The sequence below is a fragment of the Rhodococcus koreensis genome (assembly GCF_900105905.1).
GTDB lineage: Bacteria > Actinomycetota > Actinomycetes > Mycobacteriales > Mycobacteriaceae > Rhodococcus_F > Rhodococcus_F koreensis.
The window spans coordinates 8,309,262-8,325,000 of sequence record NZ_FNSV01000005.1 but is presented as its reverse complement, the minus strand read 5'-3'; the positions used below and the strand labels follow the sequence as shown (position 1 = coordinate 8,325,000).

Annotated in this window: 15 protein-coding genes (1 of these 15 running past the window's edge); 3 read left to right on the top strand and 12 right to left on the bottom strand. The window is 68.6% G+C overall.

Going from position 1 to position 15,739, the window contains the following annotated elements:
- Positions 1 to 957, bottom strand: partial view of a tyrosine--tRNA ligase gene (gene tyrS, locus BLV94_RS42565; protein WP_072949332.1) — the 5' portion only. 321 nt of this gene lie to the left of the window's left edge; 957 of the gene's 1,278 nt are visible here — the first part of the coding sequence; its start codon is at positions 955 to 957; the stop codon falls past the left edge of the window.
- A gap of 8 nt (positions 958 to 965) precedes the next feature.
- Positions 966 to 1,637: a DNA-3-methyladenine glycosylase gene (locus tag BLV94_RS42560; protein WP_072949259.1), complete on the bottom strand. Its 672-nt coding sequence runs from the start codon at positions 1,635 to 1,637 to the stop codon at positions 966 to 968.
- A 39-nt stretch (positions 1,638 to 1,676) separates the two neighbouring features.
- Between BLV94_RS42560 and BLV94_RS42555 the strand changes: the two genes are divergently transcribed.
- Genes BLV94_RS42555 through BLV94_RS42545 form a run of 3 tightly spaced genes read left to right on the top strand, consistent with a single transcriptional unit; the run spans position 1,677 to position 3,786 of the window.
- Positions 1,677 to 2,408 carry an ABC transporter ATP-binding protein gene (locus BLV94_RS42555; RefSeq protein ID WP_072949260.1) on the top strand — a complete coding sequence of 244 codons (732 nt, stop codon included), beginning with the start codon at positions 1,677 to 1,679 and terminating at the stop codon, positions 2,406 to 2,408.
- Positions 2,408 to 3,163: an ABC transporter permease gene (locus BLV94_RS42550; protein WP_072949261.1), complete on the top strand. Its 756-nt coding sequence runs from the start codon at positions 2,408 to 2,410 to the stop codon at positions 3,161 to 3,163. The genes BLV94_RS42555 and BLV94_RS42550 overlap by 1 nt, the downstream gene beginning before the upstream one ends.
- Positions 3,160 to 3,786: a TetR/AcrR family transcriptional regulator gene (locus BLV94_RS42545; protein ID WP_072949262.1), complete on the top strand. Its 627-nt coding sequence runs from the start codon at positions 3,160 to 3,162 to the stop codon at positions 3,784 to 3,786. The genes BLV94_RS42550 and BLV94_RS42545 overlap by 4 nt, the downstream gene beginning before the upstream one ends.
- Here the strand turns inward: BLV94_RS42545 and BLV94_RS42540 are convergent, their stop codons facing one another.
- The 10 genes from BLV94_RS42540 to argC all read right to left on the bottom strand — a co-directional run bounded on the left by BLV94_RS42540 (position 3,787) and on the right by argC (position 15,695).
- Positions 3,787 to 3,999, bottom strand: a complete 213-nt coding sequence (locus BLV94_RS42540; RefSeq protein ID WP_072949263.1) for a Trm112 family protein — start codon at positions 3,997 to 3,999, stop codon at positions 3,787 to 3,789.
- A 38-nt stretch (positions 4,000 to 4,037) separates the two neighbouring features.
- Positions 4,038 to 7,028, bottom strand: a complete 2,991-nt coding sequence (locus tag BLV94_RS42535) for an acyl-CoA synthetase (protein ID WP_072949264.1) — start codon at positions 7,026 to 7,028, stop codon at positions 4,038 to 4,040.
- A 106-nt stretch (positions 7,029 to 7,134) separates the two neighbouring features.
- Positions 7,135 to 8,553 carry an argininosuccinate lyase gene (gene argH, locus BLV94_RS42530; protein WP_072949265.1) on the bottom strand — a complete coding sequence of 473 codons (1,419 nt, stop codon included), beginning with the start codon at positions 8,551 to 8,553 and terminating at the stop codon, positions 7,135 to 7,137.
- A gap of 2 nt (positions 8,554 to 8,555) precedes the next feature.
- Positions 8,556 to 9,755 (bottom strand): argininosuccinate synthase, encoded by a 1,200-nt coding sequence (locus BLV94_RS42525; protein ID WP_005247359.1) that lies wholly within the window; start codon positions 9,753 to 9,755, stop codon positions 8,556 to 8,558.
- Positions 9,756 to 9,802: 47 nt separating this feature from the next.
- Entirely contained in the window at positions 9,803 to 10,339 is a 537-nt protein-coding gene (locus tag BLV94_RS42520) for an arginine repressor (RefSeq protein ID WP_143051463.1), read from the bottom strand.
- A complete protein-coding gene (gene argF / locus BLV94_RS42515; protein ID WP_072949267.1) occupies positions 10,336 to 11,283 on the bottom strand; it encodes an ornithine carbamoyltransferase in 948 nt (315 codons plus the stop codon). The genes BLV94_RS42520 and argF overlap by 4 nt, the downstream gene beginning before the upstream one ends.
- The gene (locus BLV94_RS42510) at positions 11,280 to 12,479 is read right to left on the bottom strand and encodes an acetylornithine transaminase (protein WP_072949269.1); all 1,200 of its coding nucleotides are present in this window, start codon (positions 12,477 to 12,479) and stop codon (positions 11,280 to 11,282) included. Before BLV94_RS42510 ends, argF begins: the two co-directional genes overlap by 4 nt.
- Positions 12,476 to 13,402: an acetylglutamate kinase gene (argB, locus tag BLV94_RS42505; protein WP_072949270.1), complete on the bottom strand. Its 927-nt coding sequence runs from the start codon at positions 13,400 to 13,402 to the stop codon at positions 12,476 to 12,478. Before argB ends, BLV94_RS42510 begins: the two co-directional genes overlap by 4 nt.
- The gene (gene argJ, locus BLV94_RS42500; RefSeq protein ID WP_072949272.1) at positions 13,399 to 14,643 is read right to left on the bottom strand and encodes a bifunctional glutamate N-acetyltransferase/amino-acid acetyltransferase ArgJ; all 1,245 of its coding nucleotides are present in this window, start codon (positions 14,641 to 14,643) and stop codon (positions 13,399 to 13,401) included. Before argJ ends, argB begins: the two co-directional genes overlap by 4 nt.
- The gene (gene argC, locus BLV94_RS42495; protein ID WP_072949274.1) at positions 14,640 to 15,695 is read right to left on the bottom strand and encodes an N-acetyl-gamma-glutamyl-phosphate reductase; all 1,056 of its coding nucleotides are present in this window, start codon (positions 15,693 to 15,695) and stop codon (positions 14,640 to 14,642) included. Before argC ends, argJ begins: the two co-directional genes overlap by 4 nt.
- Positions 15,696 to 15,739 lie beyond the last annotated feature (44 nt).

Below are 15,739 nucleotides of genomic sequence, written 5' to 3'. Positions count from 1 at the left end.
GAGCTCCACGGCACGGGTGTTGGCTTCGCCGTGCACGAGTGTCGTCATCTCGGCGGCGAGCCGGCGCTGCGCCTCGCGGGCATGCGGCCGCTCGGCGGTGGCCGTCTCCAGTTCCGCCAGCTCCTCGGCGGTGAGGAACGTGAACCACCGCAGGTACTTGATCACGTCGGCGTCGCCGGTGTTCACGAAGTACTGGTACCACGCGTAGGGGCTCGTCATCTCCGGGTCGAGCCACAGGCTTCCGCCTCCGGTCGACTTTCCGAACTTCTTGCCGTCCGCCGACGTGACGAGCGGGACTGTCAGACCGTGAACCGATTCGGCGTCGACGCGCCGGTTCAGCTCGACGCCGGCGATGATGTTGCCCCACTGATCGGATCCGCCGACCTGCAGTGAGCAACCGTGGCTGCGTCGCAGGTGCAGGTAGTCGTTGGCCTGGAGCAGCATGTAGCTGAATTCGGTGTAGGACATGCCGTCGGTTTCGAGGCGACGCTTCACGGTGTCCCGCGCGAGCATCACGTTGACGGAGAAGTGCTTGCCCACGTCGCGGAGGAAGTCGATGGCCGACAGCTTGCCGGTCCAGTTCATGTTGTTCTCGATGACGGCGCCACTCGGCGAGTCGTCGAACTCGACGAACCGTTCGAGCTGACCCCGAATCCGATCGGCCCATTCCGCCACGGTGTCGGCGGAGTTCATCGTGCGTTCACCGACGTCGCGGGGATCGCCGATCAGACCGGTCGCGCCACCCGCCAGCACGATGGGACGGTTGCCCGCGCGCTGGAATCGCTTCAGCGCGAGCAGCGGCACGAGATGGCCGGCGTGCAAACTCGGTCCGGTCGGATCGAAACCGGCATAGAGCGTGACCGGTCCGGCGTCGAGATCACGGCGCAGCGCGTCCAGATCGGTTGATTGGGCAATGAGCCCGCGCCAGGTCAGTTCATCGATGATGTTCTCAGTCACGGGTTCGATCATCCCATCCGCTCGTCGGCGGGCGTCGCACGCGGGCTTCTCCGGTACGCGGACACCGCCGGCGACTCCGGAATCCAGAAGCGCCACGGGCGGTCGGCGGCCGTGCTGACCCCGACCCGCGGGCCGCTCACCCAGCCGTCCGAATCCGCAACCTCCAGCCGAACGGGCGAATCGGTTTCGAACAGTGCCGCACCGTTCTCGGCGAGGGTGACGCCGGTCGCGGACCCCAGGTTGCCGGGCCCGCGCGCCCAGTCGGCCGGTCTCGTCACGCGGGGTCTGCGTGCCCGGACCGTCGCGGACCCGTCGAGCACTTCGCCCGCACGCAGCAGCACCCCGCCCGCGGTGCCGACCGGCCCGTAGGACACGTTCATGCAGAAGTGCATCCCGTAGCTGCGGTAGACGTACAGGTGCCCGGCCGGGCCGAACATCACCTCGTTGCGCGGCGTCCTCCCCCGGTACGAGTGCGAAGCCGGGTCGGGCCACGGGCCGTCCTTCTCGCCGCCGTACGCCTCCACCTCGACGATGCGGATCCGGACGTCGCCGACGATCAGCGTGGATCCGAGGACGATGTGCGCGGCGTCCACGGGTTCCGCCCGGTCGAGTCGATCGATGGTCACGTCCCGATTCTCCACAACCGTTGACGCCGCCACCCCGACGGTCGCATAATTCATCACACAATGAATTCACCCAGTGATGAATTGAGGCCCGCCATGAATGGCAGTGCAGCGATCGACATCCGTGATCTGCACGTGCGCCGAGGCAGGAACGAGGTGCTGCACGGCATCGACGTCCAGGTGCCGAGCGGATCCATAACCGGCCTCCTCGGACCCTCCGGATGCGGAAAGACCACGCTGATGCGGTGCGTGGTCGGCACTCAGATCGTGGAATCCGGGACGGTCACCGTGCTGGGGTCCCCCGCAGGCTCGGTCTCGTTGCGAAGCCGCGTCGGGTACGTCACCCAGTCCCCCAGCGTGTACGCCGACCTCACAGTCAGGAAGAACGTCGCCTACTTCGCCGCGCTCTACGGTCAGCCGTCGAGCGCGGTCACCGAAGCGGTCGACGCGGTGGGGCTGACGCGCTTCGCCACCCAGAAGGCGGCAGATCTGTCGGGAGGCCAGCTCGGCCGGGTCAGCCTGGCGTGCGCGCTGGTGGCGCGCCCCGAGATCCTCGTCCTCGACGAACCCACCGTCGGCCTGGACCCACTCCTGCGCGTCGAACTCTGGGAGCGGTTCGAGGAACTCGCCGCCGCCGGCACCACCCTGCTGGTGTCGAGCCACGTCATGGACGAGGCCGAACACTGCGCGTCGCTCCTGCTCATGCGGGACGGCTACGTTCTCGCGCAGGTCTCCCCCGGCGGACTCCGGGAACAGACCGGTGAGACGAGCCTCGAAGACGCCTTCCTGAACCTCATCCGCGCATCACATGTCGGGAGTGAGAACTGATGAACGTCACGATCTTCGCGGCCACGGCGGGCCGGATCCTCGCGCAACTGCGGACGGATCACCGCACCGTCGCCATGATTCTGGTGGTGCCCAGCCTGCTGATGGTGCTGCTGTACTTCCTGTATCAGAACGTTCCGGCGCCGCCCGGTCAGCAATCGCTGTTCGAGCGCGTCGCGATCACGATGCTGGGCATCCTGCCGTTCGTCGTGATGTTCCTCGTCACGTCGATCGCGATGCAACGCGAACGGACGTCCGGCACCCTCGAACGCCTGCTCACGACGCCCATGGGCAAACTCGACCTGCTCGGCGGCTACGCCGCGGCGTTCTCCAGCGCCGCTGCGGCGCAGGCGGCGCTGGCGTGTGCGGTCTCGTTCGGATTTCTCGGCCTCACCACCGAGGGCAGCGTAACGTGGGTGCTGCTGATCGCCGTGCTGAACGCGATCCTCGGCGTGGCACTCGGTCTGCTGTGCAGCGCGTTCGCGCGCACCGAATTCCAGGCGGTGCAGTTCATGCCGGTGGTCGTGGTTCCCCAGCTCTTCCTGTGCGGGCTCCTCGTTCCACGGGATCAGCTCCCCACCTGGCTGGAGTGGATCAGCAACGTCCTCCCGCTGAGCTACGCCGTCGAGGCGTTGCAGCAGGTCGCCACCCACCCCGGGGCGACCGGCCTCATGTGGCGCGACCTGGCGGTGGTCGCCGCCTTCGCCCTGTTCGCACTGTCGCTGGGCGCCGCGACGCTGAGGCGCCGCACACCATGACCGACCCCGCGACACGCACTGACGGCACCCCCGGGCTGCGGACCGGACGACGCCCGGGCAACCCGGACACGCGGTCACGAATCCTGACTGCCGCACGAAAACTGTTTGCACAGAACGGCTTCGACAAGACCAGCGTCCGTTCCGTGGCCTCCGGGGCGGGCGTCGACTCCGCGCTGGTCCACCACTACTTCGGAACGAAGCGACAACTGTTCCTCGCGTCGGTGGACATTCCGGTGGACCCGACGAAGGTGATCGCGCCGGTGCTCGACACCCCGCCGGACGAGATCGGCAGCCGCCTCGCCCGGGCCGTGTTCTCGGTCTGGGAGTCGCCGCACAAGCCCGCCGTGGTCGCGGCGTTCCGGTCCGCGATGGCGGGGAACGAACCGACCCTCATCCGCACGTTCCTCCTCGAGGTCGTGCTCCGAGACCTCGGACCGCGCGTCGACGAACCACCCGGAACCGGCATGCTGCGCATGCAATTGGTGGCATCGCAGATGGCCGGTGTGCTGGTGACGCGGTACATCCTCGAAATCGAGCCACTCGCGTCGCTGCCCGTCGACGACCTGGTCGCGATCGTCGCCCCGACGTTGCAGCGTTATCTCACCGGCGATCTGCCGGTGTGATCAGGCCTCGCCGGCCGCCCGGGCGAGCAGCGTCTCGTGCTCGGCCGCGTCGACGTCCCTGGCCTCGTCGATCAGCAGGACGGGGATCCCGTTCTCGATGGGATACGCCCGCCGAAGGCGAGGGTTGTAGAGCAACTCGTCTCCGACCAACAGCAGAGGACCCTTGTCCTGTGGGCACGCGAGAATGCCGAGCAACGTCGGATCAATAACCACGGAAGTCCTCTCCAACCGTTCGGGTGAGCAGTGTCAGGCTACCGCGCGCCGGCGGGCACTCCGGCGGAGCCGTCCTCGAACTCGGCGGCCACCGCCTTGGTCAGCCGCCGGTACTGGTGCGATTCCGGATCGGCGTACCACACACGGGTTCCCGGCTTGGGCAGGCCGGCAGCGCTCAGGGCATCGGCATTCGGGCGGTACGAGGACCCCAGCGGGATGTCCCCCACCACCTGGATGATGTCGGGCCGCAGCGCGGGAGCAAGCGCGTCGAGCGCGTCGGAGATCTCCGCCAGTCTCGGCGGCGGCCCGTCGCGGAGGGTGAACGCGGCAACGGCCAGCGTGCGACCGCCGACCGCGACCCCGTAGGCCACCGCGAGGTCGACACGATCGACGGACCCGAGCGCGTCGACGATCGGCTGGGTGAACACCGCGCCCCGGGGAGTCGCGATCACGGTCTTCCTGTGGTCGACCAGCCAGTAGTCCCCGTCGGCGTCGCGGCGGAAGAGGTTCTCCGTCGGAATCCACGCGTCGCCCGCGGCGAAGATTCCCCGCATCGCGCCGCCGGACATCTCGGCGTGCACGCCCGCCCTGCCGAGGAGCAGACCGACCTCGTCGTCCTCGCATTCGCGGATGAATCCCTGCTCGTCCTCCAGCAGCCGGCCGGCGATCGGGTCGTAGGCCGCGAGCCGCACCTCGGCGCTGCCGGGCAGGGGCCGCCCCTTCGCCCCGACCTTCGCGCCTGCGACGTTCGCGAGAACCACGTCGCCCTCGGTGGAGGCGTAGAACTCGAGGACCTTCGCCGGTGCGAATCGTTCCGTCGTGCGGCGCCACAACCCCTGCGGCATTCCGGATCCGATGAAGAGCCGGACGGGATGGCTTCCGTCGAGCGCGAGGTTCTCGGCGTCGAGGATCTCGCGCATCATCGTCCACGTGTAGCTGACCACTGTGACGCCGTAGCGGTGGACCTCCTCGGCGAACCGCTCGGGGTCGAGTCCGCGCGAGAGCGCGATCCGCGATCCACCCGCCACGGCGCCACCGATCGCGGCGAGCAGGCTCGACGAATGATGCAGAGGCGCAAGGCAATACACGGTGTCACCGCGGTCGAGATCGGCAGCCGAGGCCGTTCCGAACGCCGACAGCGCCCACCGGTAGTTCGTGATCTGCTTGGTCTCCCAGTGCCCGTTGGACTCACTGCAGATGATGAACGCCAATTCGCGGGCCAGTCCGGGATCGGGCCGGTACCAGCCCGGCAACGTCACCGCGTCGGGGTCGATCTTCTCGAGATCGACGACATTCGCCGACGGATCCACGTCGAGGTCGCGCTGGGCACCGCCGCCGAGCACGAGCACTTGAATGCCGGTGGCGAGCGCGGCGTCCAGATTCTCCGGATCGGTGACGATGCGCTCGACACCGTCGATGCGGAGGGCGGTGTGGACTTCCCGCCCCGGGGGCAGGAGGACCGCGACGGCACCGAGACGGGACAGCGCGACGATGGCGGCGAGCGCGCTCGGGCGCGTCTGCATCACGACGCCGACGTGAGCGGCGGGACGGACACCGGCCTGGATCAGACCGCGGACCACGTTGTCGATCCGCTGATTGACCGCCTCGTAGGTATGCACGCGATTGTCGAAGAGGAAGCACTCGCCGCCCGGCGCCTTCCGGCGCTGCTCGGCCAGCAACCGGCTGAGCGAGATCTGGGTGTGCGGCTGAATCTGGCCGAGCCGGGCCAGCCGGGGCAGCGCCCGCGTGGCCTCGCCGGACAGTTCCACCGTGCCGCGCAACGCGCCGGACGCGAAGTCGCTGATTCCTTTGCCGACACCGACACCCACCTCGGCGACCGACGCCACGGTGTGAATGATGCGGTCGCTGATGGACACTCCGGATTCGCTACCGAAGTGCTCGTCGTAGCGCATGAGCTCGATGTTGGTGGGGCGCGGCCCCAGCCCCTCGTTCCACAGCACCCACTTGCCGGTCGTCGGCCACGTGTGGGTCGCCGCGGCCGAGCCGACCACGAGACCGAAATGCCCTGCCCGCAACGTCGATTCGTACACGTTCGCACGTGGGGCGGCCCGGCGGATGCCGCGGACGGCCAACGGCTGACCGATGTCGTCGACCTCTCCCACGAACGCGAGGACCGGACAGGTCAACTCCGCGAGCGACACCACCTGGTCCTTGATCACGAACCCGCCGGTCATCATGCGGTTGTGCACGATGAACTGCTTGAGCAACTCCGCGACGGCCGGACCGGACCACGCAACCCAGCCCTCGGTCGCGAGGAACCGTCGCTGCTGCTCCCGCGGCAACAGCGCTTCCCTGTCGTGCAACTGACGGAGGAAATCCAACCTCGACTTCAGTGTCTTGACGGGGTCGAGGAGCTGAAACCCGGTGCGGGCCATCCACCCCGACACCGCGAGCCGGTTGAAGACGTGGTCCGCGAGGAAACCCGCGGCGTCGGTGGCGAACCCGGCCGGGATCCCGAACGGCAGCCCGGCGAGCGTGTCGACCGGACTGCCGAACGTCACGAGCCCGGCGATGTTGCGGCTGCGGCGGTACGCGGCGGCCTGGTAGGCGAACATGCCGCCCTGCGAATACCCGGAGAGATAGACGTCACGCCCGGTGTGCGACCGCACCTGATCGATGATCTCGCTGATCGCGACGATGTGGTCGGCGAGATTCCGATCCCAGCCGCCCTCTTCGGAATCCGGCGAACCGAAGTCGACGACCCAGGGGTCGATCCCCATCGAGCGCAGGATGCCGACCGCGCCCTGGTCCCGTGTGACGTCGTAGACGTCGGCCGACATCATCATCGGCGGGACCAGGACGATCGGGGGTCCGGCGTCGGCCGGGTCCGTGTCGGGGAAATACCGTCGGAGCCGATACATCGGTGCGCGTTCGACCACCTCGAACGGCGATGTGGTGAGGTCCGTCTCGAGTCCGCCGAGACGAACCACCTCCAACCCGTTCTGCGCCGTCGCCACCACGCGACGGATCGGGCCCATCACCGTTTCGGTATTCAGTCCCACGAACACTCTCCCAGACTCTCGAACCGTGACGCACGTCTCGCTGCCGCCCGCCCTCACCCTACTGCGCTCGACGCGTCACACAGCCCCTAATCCGGGGCGTCCGACGCCGGTGTCATCGACACCACTCGCGCAGCGACTCGGACAGCTGACGGACCCCGCCCAACTGTTCGGCCACACGGATACCGGCCGTACCGCCGCGGGCGTTACGCGAGGCGATCGAGCCCTCGACGGTGAGCACCTCCCGCACGTCCGGGGTGAGAGCCGGATCGACTCCGGCGAGTTCTTCGTCGGTGAGATCCTCGAGTCCGGCGCCCCGCGCCTCGGCGACGCGGACACACGCCCCCGCAGCCTCGTGCGCGACGCGGAAGGGGACGCCCTGACGGACGAGCCACTCGGCGATGTCGGTGGCCAGCGTGAAGCCCGCCGGTGCCAGTTCCGCCATTCGATCCGTGTGGAATTCGAGGGTGGAGACCAGTCCGGTGATCGCCGGGAGCAGCAACTCGAGCTGCGCCACCGAATCGAAGACCGGTTCCTTGTCCTCCTGCAGATCCCGGTTGTACGCGAGCGGCTGCGCCTTCAGCGTCGCCAGCAGACCGGTCAAGTTGCCGATCAGCCGGCCCGACTTGCCGCGGGTCAGCTCGGACACGTCGGGGTTCTTCTTCTGCGGCATGATCGACGAGCCGGTCGACCAGGCGTCGGCGAGCGTGATGTAGCCGAATTCCGGAGTGCTCCACAGGATGACCTCCTCGGCCATCCGCGACAGGTCGACGCCGATCATCGCGAGCACGAACGCCGCCTCGGCCGCGAAATCCCGCGACGACGTGGCGTCGATCGAGTTCTCGGCCGACGAATCGAACGCGAGTTCCGCGGCGATCGCCTCCGGATCGAGTCCGAGCGACGATCCGGCCAGTGCTCCGGAACCGTACGGCGACACGGCCGCCCGCACGTCGAAGTCCCGCAGCCGCTGAACGTCACGGAGCAACGGGTGCGTGTGCGCCAGCAGGTGGTGCGCGAGCAGCACCGGCTGCGCGGCCTGCAGGTGGGTCTTGCCCGGCATCACCGCGGAGGGGTGCGCGGCGGCCTGCGTGGCGAGGGCGTCGACGACGTCGAGCACACCCTCGGCGACGCGGCGGACGGCGTCCCGCAGCCACATCCGGAACAGCGTCGCCACCTGATCGTTGCGCGAACGCCCGGCGCGCAGGCGTCCCCCGACCTCGGGACCGACCCGATCGATCAGACCGCGCTCGAGCGCCCCGTGCACGTCCTCGTCGGATTCGCTCGGGACGAACTCGCCGCTCGCGACGTCGGCCGCGAGCCTGCCGAGACCGTCGAGCATCGTCGCCAGGTCCTGGTCACCGAGCAGGCCGGCCTTGTGCAGCACCCGGGCGTGCGCCTGGGAGGCGCGCACGTCGTACGGGGCCAGCACCCAGTCGAAGTGAGTGGACTTGCTCAGCGCCGCCATGGCGGCGGCCGGTCCGGACTCGAACCGGCCGCCCCAGAGGGCTCCTTCGTTGGTGCCGTGAGCACTCATGCCTAGAGACCCAGATCGCGCTTCGCCGCGACCTTCGAGGACAGTCCGTGGATCTGGACGAATCCCTTGGCGTACGACTGGTCGAACGTGTCGCCCTCGTCGTAGGTGGCCAGGTTGAAGTCGTACAGCGACTGGTTGCTGCGGCGGCCGTTGACGATGATCGCACCGCCGTGCAGCACCAGCCGGATGTCACCGGAGACGCGTTCCTGCGTCTTCTCGATGAACGTGTCCAGCGCGACCTTCAGCGGGGAGAACCACAGGCCGTCGTACACCAGCTCGCTCCAGCGCTGCTCGGTCTGACGCTTGTAGCGACCGAGTTCGCGTTCCTGTGTGACGTGCTCGAGTTCCTGGTGCGCGTTGATGAGCACCATGGCACCGGGAGCCTCGTAGATCTCCCGGCTCTTGATGCCGACGAGACGGTCCTCGACGACGTCGAGGCGGCCGACACCCTGGGCGCCTGCGCGGCGGTTGAGTTCCTGGATCGCCTCGAGGACGCTGACGGGCTTGCCGTCGATCGCGACGGGGCGTCCGGCCTCGAAGCTGATGATCAGCTCGTCCGGGGCCTGCCAGTTGACGGTCGGATCCTGCGTGTAGTCGTAGACGTCCTTGGTCGGCGCGTTCCACAGGTCCTCGAGGAACCCGGTCTCCACGGCGCGGCCCCACACGTTCTGGTCGATCGAGAACGGTGACTTCTTGGAGACGTTGATCGGGATCTCGTTTTCCTCGGCGAACGCGATCGCCTTCTCCCGGGTCCATGCGTAGTCGCGGACCGGTGCGATGACGTCGAGGTCGGGAGCGAGCGATCCGAAGCCCACCTCGAACCGGACCTGGTCGTTGCCCTTGCCGGTGCAGCCGTGCGCGACGGTGGTGCCGCCGTGGGCACGCGCGGCCTCGACGAGGTGCTTGACGATCAGCGGGCGGCTGATGGCCGACACGAGGGGGTAGCGGTCCATGTAGAGGGCGTTGGCCTGGATGGTCGGCAGGCAGTATTCGTCGGCGAATTCGTCGCGCGCGTCCACCACGACCGATTCGACCGCACCGCAGTCGAGTGCACGCTGGCGCACGACCTCCATGTCCTCGCCGCCCTGGCCGAGATCGATGGCGACAGCAACAACTTCCTTGCCGGTCTCCTTGCCGATCCAGCTGATGGCGACTGAGGTGTCCAGCCCGCCCGAGTAGGCGAGTACGACGCGATCGGCCATGGTCCTTGTGCTCCTTAGGTTGAAGATCTGTAGAGATGATTCAGTTGTCAGGCGAGGGATTCGATCTTGGCCGCGAGTTCCGCCCCGCTCAGCGGCTCGCGTGCCACCACGAGAATGGTGTCATCCCCCGCGATGGTTCCCACGACGTCAGGTAATGATGCCCGATCGAGTGCGCTCGCCAGATAGTGCGCTGCCCCCGGGGGAGTTCTCAGCACCGCCATGTTGCCACTGGCATCGGTCGACACCAGTAGCTCCCCCAGCAACCGCGACAGCCGGTCGGTTCCGCCGGAGACGCCGCGGACGGGATTTCCGTCCTCGGGCACCACGTACACCCCGGCGCCACCGTCGGCGGCACGGAGTTTCACGGCACCGAGTTCTTCGAGGTCGCGCGACAACGTGGCCTGGGTGGCATCGATGCCTTCGGCCGCGAGCAGCGCCGCGAGTTCGGTCTGGCTGCGGACCGGGTTGTTCGACAGGATCGCGACGATGCGCGCCTGCCGACCCGCCCGGGTCGGCGCCGTTGCCGCGTTCGCTGTGCGCTGCGGCGGTGCCGCACCTACGCGCTGCGGCGGTGCCGCATTCACGGACGGTCCCCGGTTCGTTGTGCGAGCAGCCACACCAGCAGTGCCTTCTGCGCGTGGAGGCGGTTCTCCGCCTCGTCCCAGACGACGCTCTGCGGTCCGTCGAGGATCGCGTCGGTGATCTCCTCGCCGCGGTGGGCGGGCAGGCAGTGCAGGACCACCGCATCGGCATCGGCCCTCGCGAGCAGCGCCTCGTTGATCTGGAACGGGCGGAACGGGCCGACCCGGTCGAGTCCGTCGTTCTCCTGGCCCATCGACGTCCAGGTGTCGGTGACGAGTGCGTCCGCTCCGACGACCGCCGCCTGCGGATCCTCGCTGAGGGTGATGGTCGCGCCGGTGTCGGCGGCCCGCGCGCGGGCTGCGTCGACCACCCAGGGCAGGGGTGCGAATCCCTCGGGGCTGGCGATGGTCACGTCGACGCCTGCGGTGACACCGCCCAGCATCAACGAGTGCGCCATGTTGTTGGCGCCGTCACCGAGGTAGGTGAGCTTCAGACCCTTCAGCGAGCCCTTCCGCTCCGCGAGGGTCTGCAGGTCGGCCAGAACCTGGCACGGGTGGAACTCGTCGGACAGCGCGTTGACGATCGGGACGTCGGCGCCGGACGCCATCGCCTCGAGCCGCTTCTGCCCGAACGTGCGCCACACCACGGCGTCGACGTACCGCGACAGGACGCGGCCGGTGTCCTGCAACGTTTCCTCGCGGCCGAGCTGGGTGCTGCGCCCGTCGACGACGATCGCGTGACCGCCCAGCTGCGCGATGCCCATCTCGAACGAGAACCGGGTACGCGTGGAGTTCTTCTCGAAGATCACGCCGACCCCGCGGGGGCCCTCGAGCGGACGTTCGGCGAACGGGGCCTTCTTCAGCCTGGCGGCGAGTTCGAGGACCTCCGCCTGCTGTTCGGGGGTGAGGTCGTCGTCCCGGAGAAAGTGTTTCACCACGGTCGTCACTGCTTTCCCGGCTGAGCGGCCGATTGCGCGTTGTCGAGGATCGCAGGCAGCGCCGCGACGAATCCTTCGGCCTGCTCGTCCGTGAGGACGAGGGGCGGAGCGAGCCGGACGACGCCCGGCTGCGCGGCGTTGATCAGGTATCCGGCCTCGCGGGCGGAGTTCTCCACCGCGGGGGCCACGTCCTGGGTGAGGACGATGCCGAGCAGCAGTCCGGCGCCGCGGACGTGGTCGATCAGCGGGTGGCCGAGACCTTCGATGCCTGCCGACAGCGTCTTGCCGAGCGTGTCGGCGCGGGAGATGAGGTCGTCCTCGGCGATGGTCCGCAGCACGGCGAGCGCCGCCGACGCGCAGACAGGGTTCCCGCCGAACGTCGTGCCGTGCTTGCCCGGCCCGAACAGGTCCGCGGTCGCGCCGGTGGCGATGCACGCGCCGATCGGCATCCCGCCCCCCAAGCCCTTCGCGAGAGTCATGACGTCGGGCACGATCCCGACCGCCTGGTGAGCGTAGAACCAGCCGGTGCGGCCGATCCCGGTCTGCACTTCGTCGAGCACGAGCAGTGCGCCGCGATCGGCGGTGATCTGCCGTGCGCCTGCGAGGTATCCCTCCGGCGGAACGACGACTCCGCCCTCGCCCATCATCGGCTCCAGGAACACGGCTGCGGTGTCGGCGTCGACGGCCTTGTCGAGTGCGTCGAGGTCGCCGTACGGCACGTGCATGACACCCGGAGGCATCGGCTCGAACGGCGCCCGCTTGGCGGCCTGCCCGGTGAGCGCGAGAGCGCCCATCGTCCGGCCGTGGAAGGAGTTCTCCGCCGCGATGATCTTCGATCGTCCCGTGGCCCGCGCGAGCTTGAACGCCGCCTCGTTGGCCTCCGTGCCGGAATTGCAGAAGAACACGCGCCCGGGTGCGCCCAGATGGGACAGCAATTTCTCGGCCAGTTCGATCGCCGGCTCGCTGGCGTACAGGTTCGACACGTGACCGAGGGTCGACAACTGCGCCGTGACGGCCTCGATGATCGCCGGGTGTGCGTGCCCGAGGATGTTGACGGCGATGCCGGCGAGGAAGTCGACGTACTCCTTGCCGTCGGCGTCGGTGAGCACCGCACCCTGACCGCGCGTGAGTGCCACCCGGGGGACGCCGTACGTGTTCATCAGGGCGCCGGACCAGCGCTGCTGGAGTTCCGGGGTTCCGGTCATGGGGCAACTCCCTCGGTAGGTGAAGTCGGGGCGGGCGTGACCATCGTGCCGATGCCCTCGCCGGTGAACAGTTCGAGCAGAACGGAATGCGCGAGGCGGCCGTCGATGACGTGCGCGGTGGGTACCCCGCCGCGGACCGCGCGCAGGCAGGCCTCCATCTTGGGCACCATGCCTGCGTCGAGACTCGGCAGCAGTTGCGCGAGCGCGTCCACGTCGATCTCGGTGGCCAGCGAATCGCGGTCCGGCCAGTTCGTGTACAGCCCTTCGACATCCGTGAGGACCACGAGCTTTTCGGCGCCGATGGCCTCGGCGAGCGCGGCGGCGGCGGTGTCCGCGTTGATGTTGTGCACCACACCGTCCGAGTCGGGGGCGATGGTCGACACCACGGGAATTCGGCCCGCGCGGATGAGGTCGAGAACAGCCTCCGGATTCACGGTCGTGACGTCGCCGACGAGTCCGATGTCCGTCGGCCTGCCCTCGACCATCACGGTGCGCTTGGTGGCGGTGAACAGATGTGCGTCCTCGCCGGAGATCCCGACGGCGTACGGTCCGTGGGCGTTGATCAGCCCGACCAGTTCGCGGCCGACCTGACCGAACAGCACCATCCGGACGACGTCCATCACCTCGGGGGTGGTGACGCGGAAGCCGCCCTTGAATTCCCCTGTCATGCCAAGCTTTCCGAGCATGGCATTGATCTGGGGGCCGCCGCCGTGCACGACGACCGGCTGAATTCCGACCGTCCGCAGGAACGCCATGTCGGCGGCGAACGCCGTCTTCAGCGCGTCGTCGACCATGGCGTTGCCGCCGTACTTCACGACGACGACCTTGTCGCGGAACTGCTGCAGCCACGGCAGCGCCTCCGCCAGGACGTGTGCCTTCTGGTGATCGGTGATGCCGGTGAGCGCTTCGCTGGCCGCTGTCATGACGAATACGCCGAATTCTCTTCGACATAGGCGTGCGAGAGGTCGGTGGTCCGGATGGTCACCGCGTGCTCGCCCAGACCCAGGTCGATGTCGAGGGCGATGTCGATGTCGCTCAGGTCCACGTCCCGCGCACCCGGGGCGCCGACGCCGTCGATGCAGACGGGGGCGCCGTTGAACGACACCGAGATCTTGTCGGGGTCCAGTTCGATCGGCGCGATGCCGATCGCGGCGAGGACCCGGCCCCAGTTGGGGTCGGAACCGAACAGCGCCGTCTTGACGAGGCTGTCCCGCGCCACCGTCCGGGCCCCGATCAGCGCGTCGTGCTCGCTGACCGCGCCGCTGACGGTGACCTGCACCCGCTTGGTGACGCCCTCCGCGTCGGCCATCATCTGCTCGGCCAGATCGTCGCAGACGGCCGTCACGGCCGCGTTCAGTTCGTCCTGGGTGGGTGTCACGTTGCTCGCACCGGACGCGAGCAGCAGCACGGTGTCGTTGGTCGAGGTGGCACCGTCGACGTCCAGTCGGTCGAACGTCAGCCGGGTGGCGGCCCGCAGCGCGGCGTCGAGTTGAGCGGCGGTCGCGACGGCGTCTGTCGTCACCACGCACAGCATCGTCGCCAGCGCCGGCGCCAGCATGCCGGCGCCCTTCGCCATCCCGCCGACGTTCCACTTGCCCGCATGATGCAGGGCGGCCTGCTTCGGCACCGTGTCGGTGGTCATGATCGCGTACGCGGCGTCGGTGCCACCCGAGATTCCGCCTGCGAGTTCGTGGACGGCCTCCGTGACGCCGGTCAGGACCTTGTCCATGGGCAGGCGGTCGCCGATCAGACCGGTCGAGCACACCGCGACCTCGACGGCACCGGTCTCGGTGCCCCAGTTGCTCAGCGCCGACGCCACTTCCTCGGCCGTCTTGTGCGCGTCCTGGAATCCGCCCGCACCCGTGCACGCGTTGGCACCACCCGAATTGAGCACGACGGCGCGCAGCCTGCCCGTGGTGAGCACCTGCTGCGACCACAGCACGGGGGCGGCTTTCACCTTGTTCGCGGTGAAGACGCCCGCCGCCGCGAGTTCCGGCCCCTCGTTGAGGACGAGGGCCAGGTCGGCGTTTCCGCTCGCCTTGATACCCGCCTTGATCCCGGACGCGCGGAAGCCCGCGGGCCCCGACACCCCCTGGCTGCGGACCAGGGTGCCGCCGGCGACTTCCCGGGTCGGGTGCGGATCGATCGTGCTGTCACTGCTCACGGGGCAACTCCCACTGTCGAGAGACCGGCGGTCTCGGGTAGTCCAAGCGCAAGATTCATCGATTGCACCGCTCCCCCGGCGGTGCCCTTCGCAAGGTTGTCGATCACGGCGATCACGACGATCTGTCCGGCGTCGGCGTCGACCGTCACCGCGATCTGGACCGCGTTCGATCCGATGACCGCCCCGGTCTGCGGCAGCACGCCCTGGGGCAGCACGTGCACGAACGGCTCGTCCGCGTAAGCCTTTTCGTAGATCGCGCGCACCTCGTCCTCGGTCGCCGTGGTGACCGCGGTGCAGGTGGCGAGGATGCCGCGCGGCATGGGCGCCAGCACGGGGGTGAACGACACGGTGACACGCTCACCGGCGAGTTCGGAGAGATTCTGGATGATCTCCGGTGTGTGGCGGTGCACGCCGCCGACGCCGTACGCGCGGACCGAACCCATCACCTCGGAGCCGAGCAGATCGGCCTTGGGGGCACGTCCCGCGCCGGACGCGCCGGTCACCGCGACGATCGTGACCCGCGGTTCGACGACGCCCGCCGCGACCGCGGGAGCCATCGCCAGGCTCGACACCGTCGGGAAGCACCCGGGGACGGCGATGCGGGTGGCGCCCGCCAACTTCTCGCGGGCACCGGGAAGTTCCGGAAGTCCGTACGGCCAGCTACCTGCGTGCGGGCTCTTGTAGTACCGCTCCCAGTCCTCGGCGTTCGTCAGCCGGAAGTCCGCGCCGCAGTCGATGATGACCGTGGACTCGGGCAGGTCCTTCGCGTACTGCGCCGAATTGCCGTGCGGCAGACCGAGGAACACCACGTCGTGACCGGAGAGCGTGTCGACGGTGGTGTCTTCCAGCACTCGGTCGGCGAGGGGAAGCAGATGCGGATGGTGTGAGCCCAGGGTCGAGCCGGCGTTGCCGCCGGCGGTGAGCGCGCCGATGACGAGCGAACCGTCCGCATACGACGGGTGCCCCAGCAGCAGACGCAGCACTTCGCCACCGGCGTATCCGCTCGCGCCGGCGACGGCAATCCTGATCGGTTTTCCCGCGTGCTCAGTCATACGATTGATTATGCATCATCATGCAAGCTAATACACAACGTGGT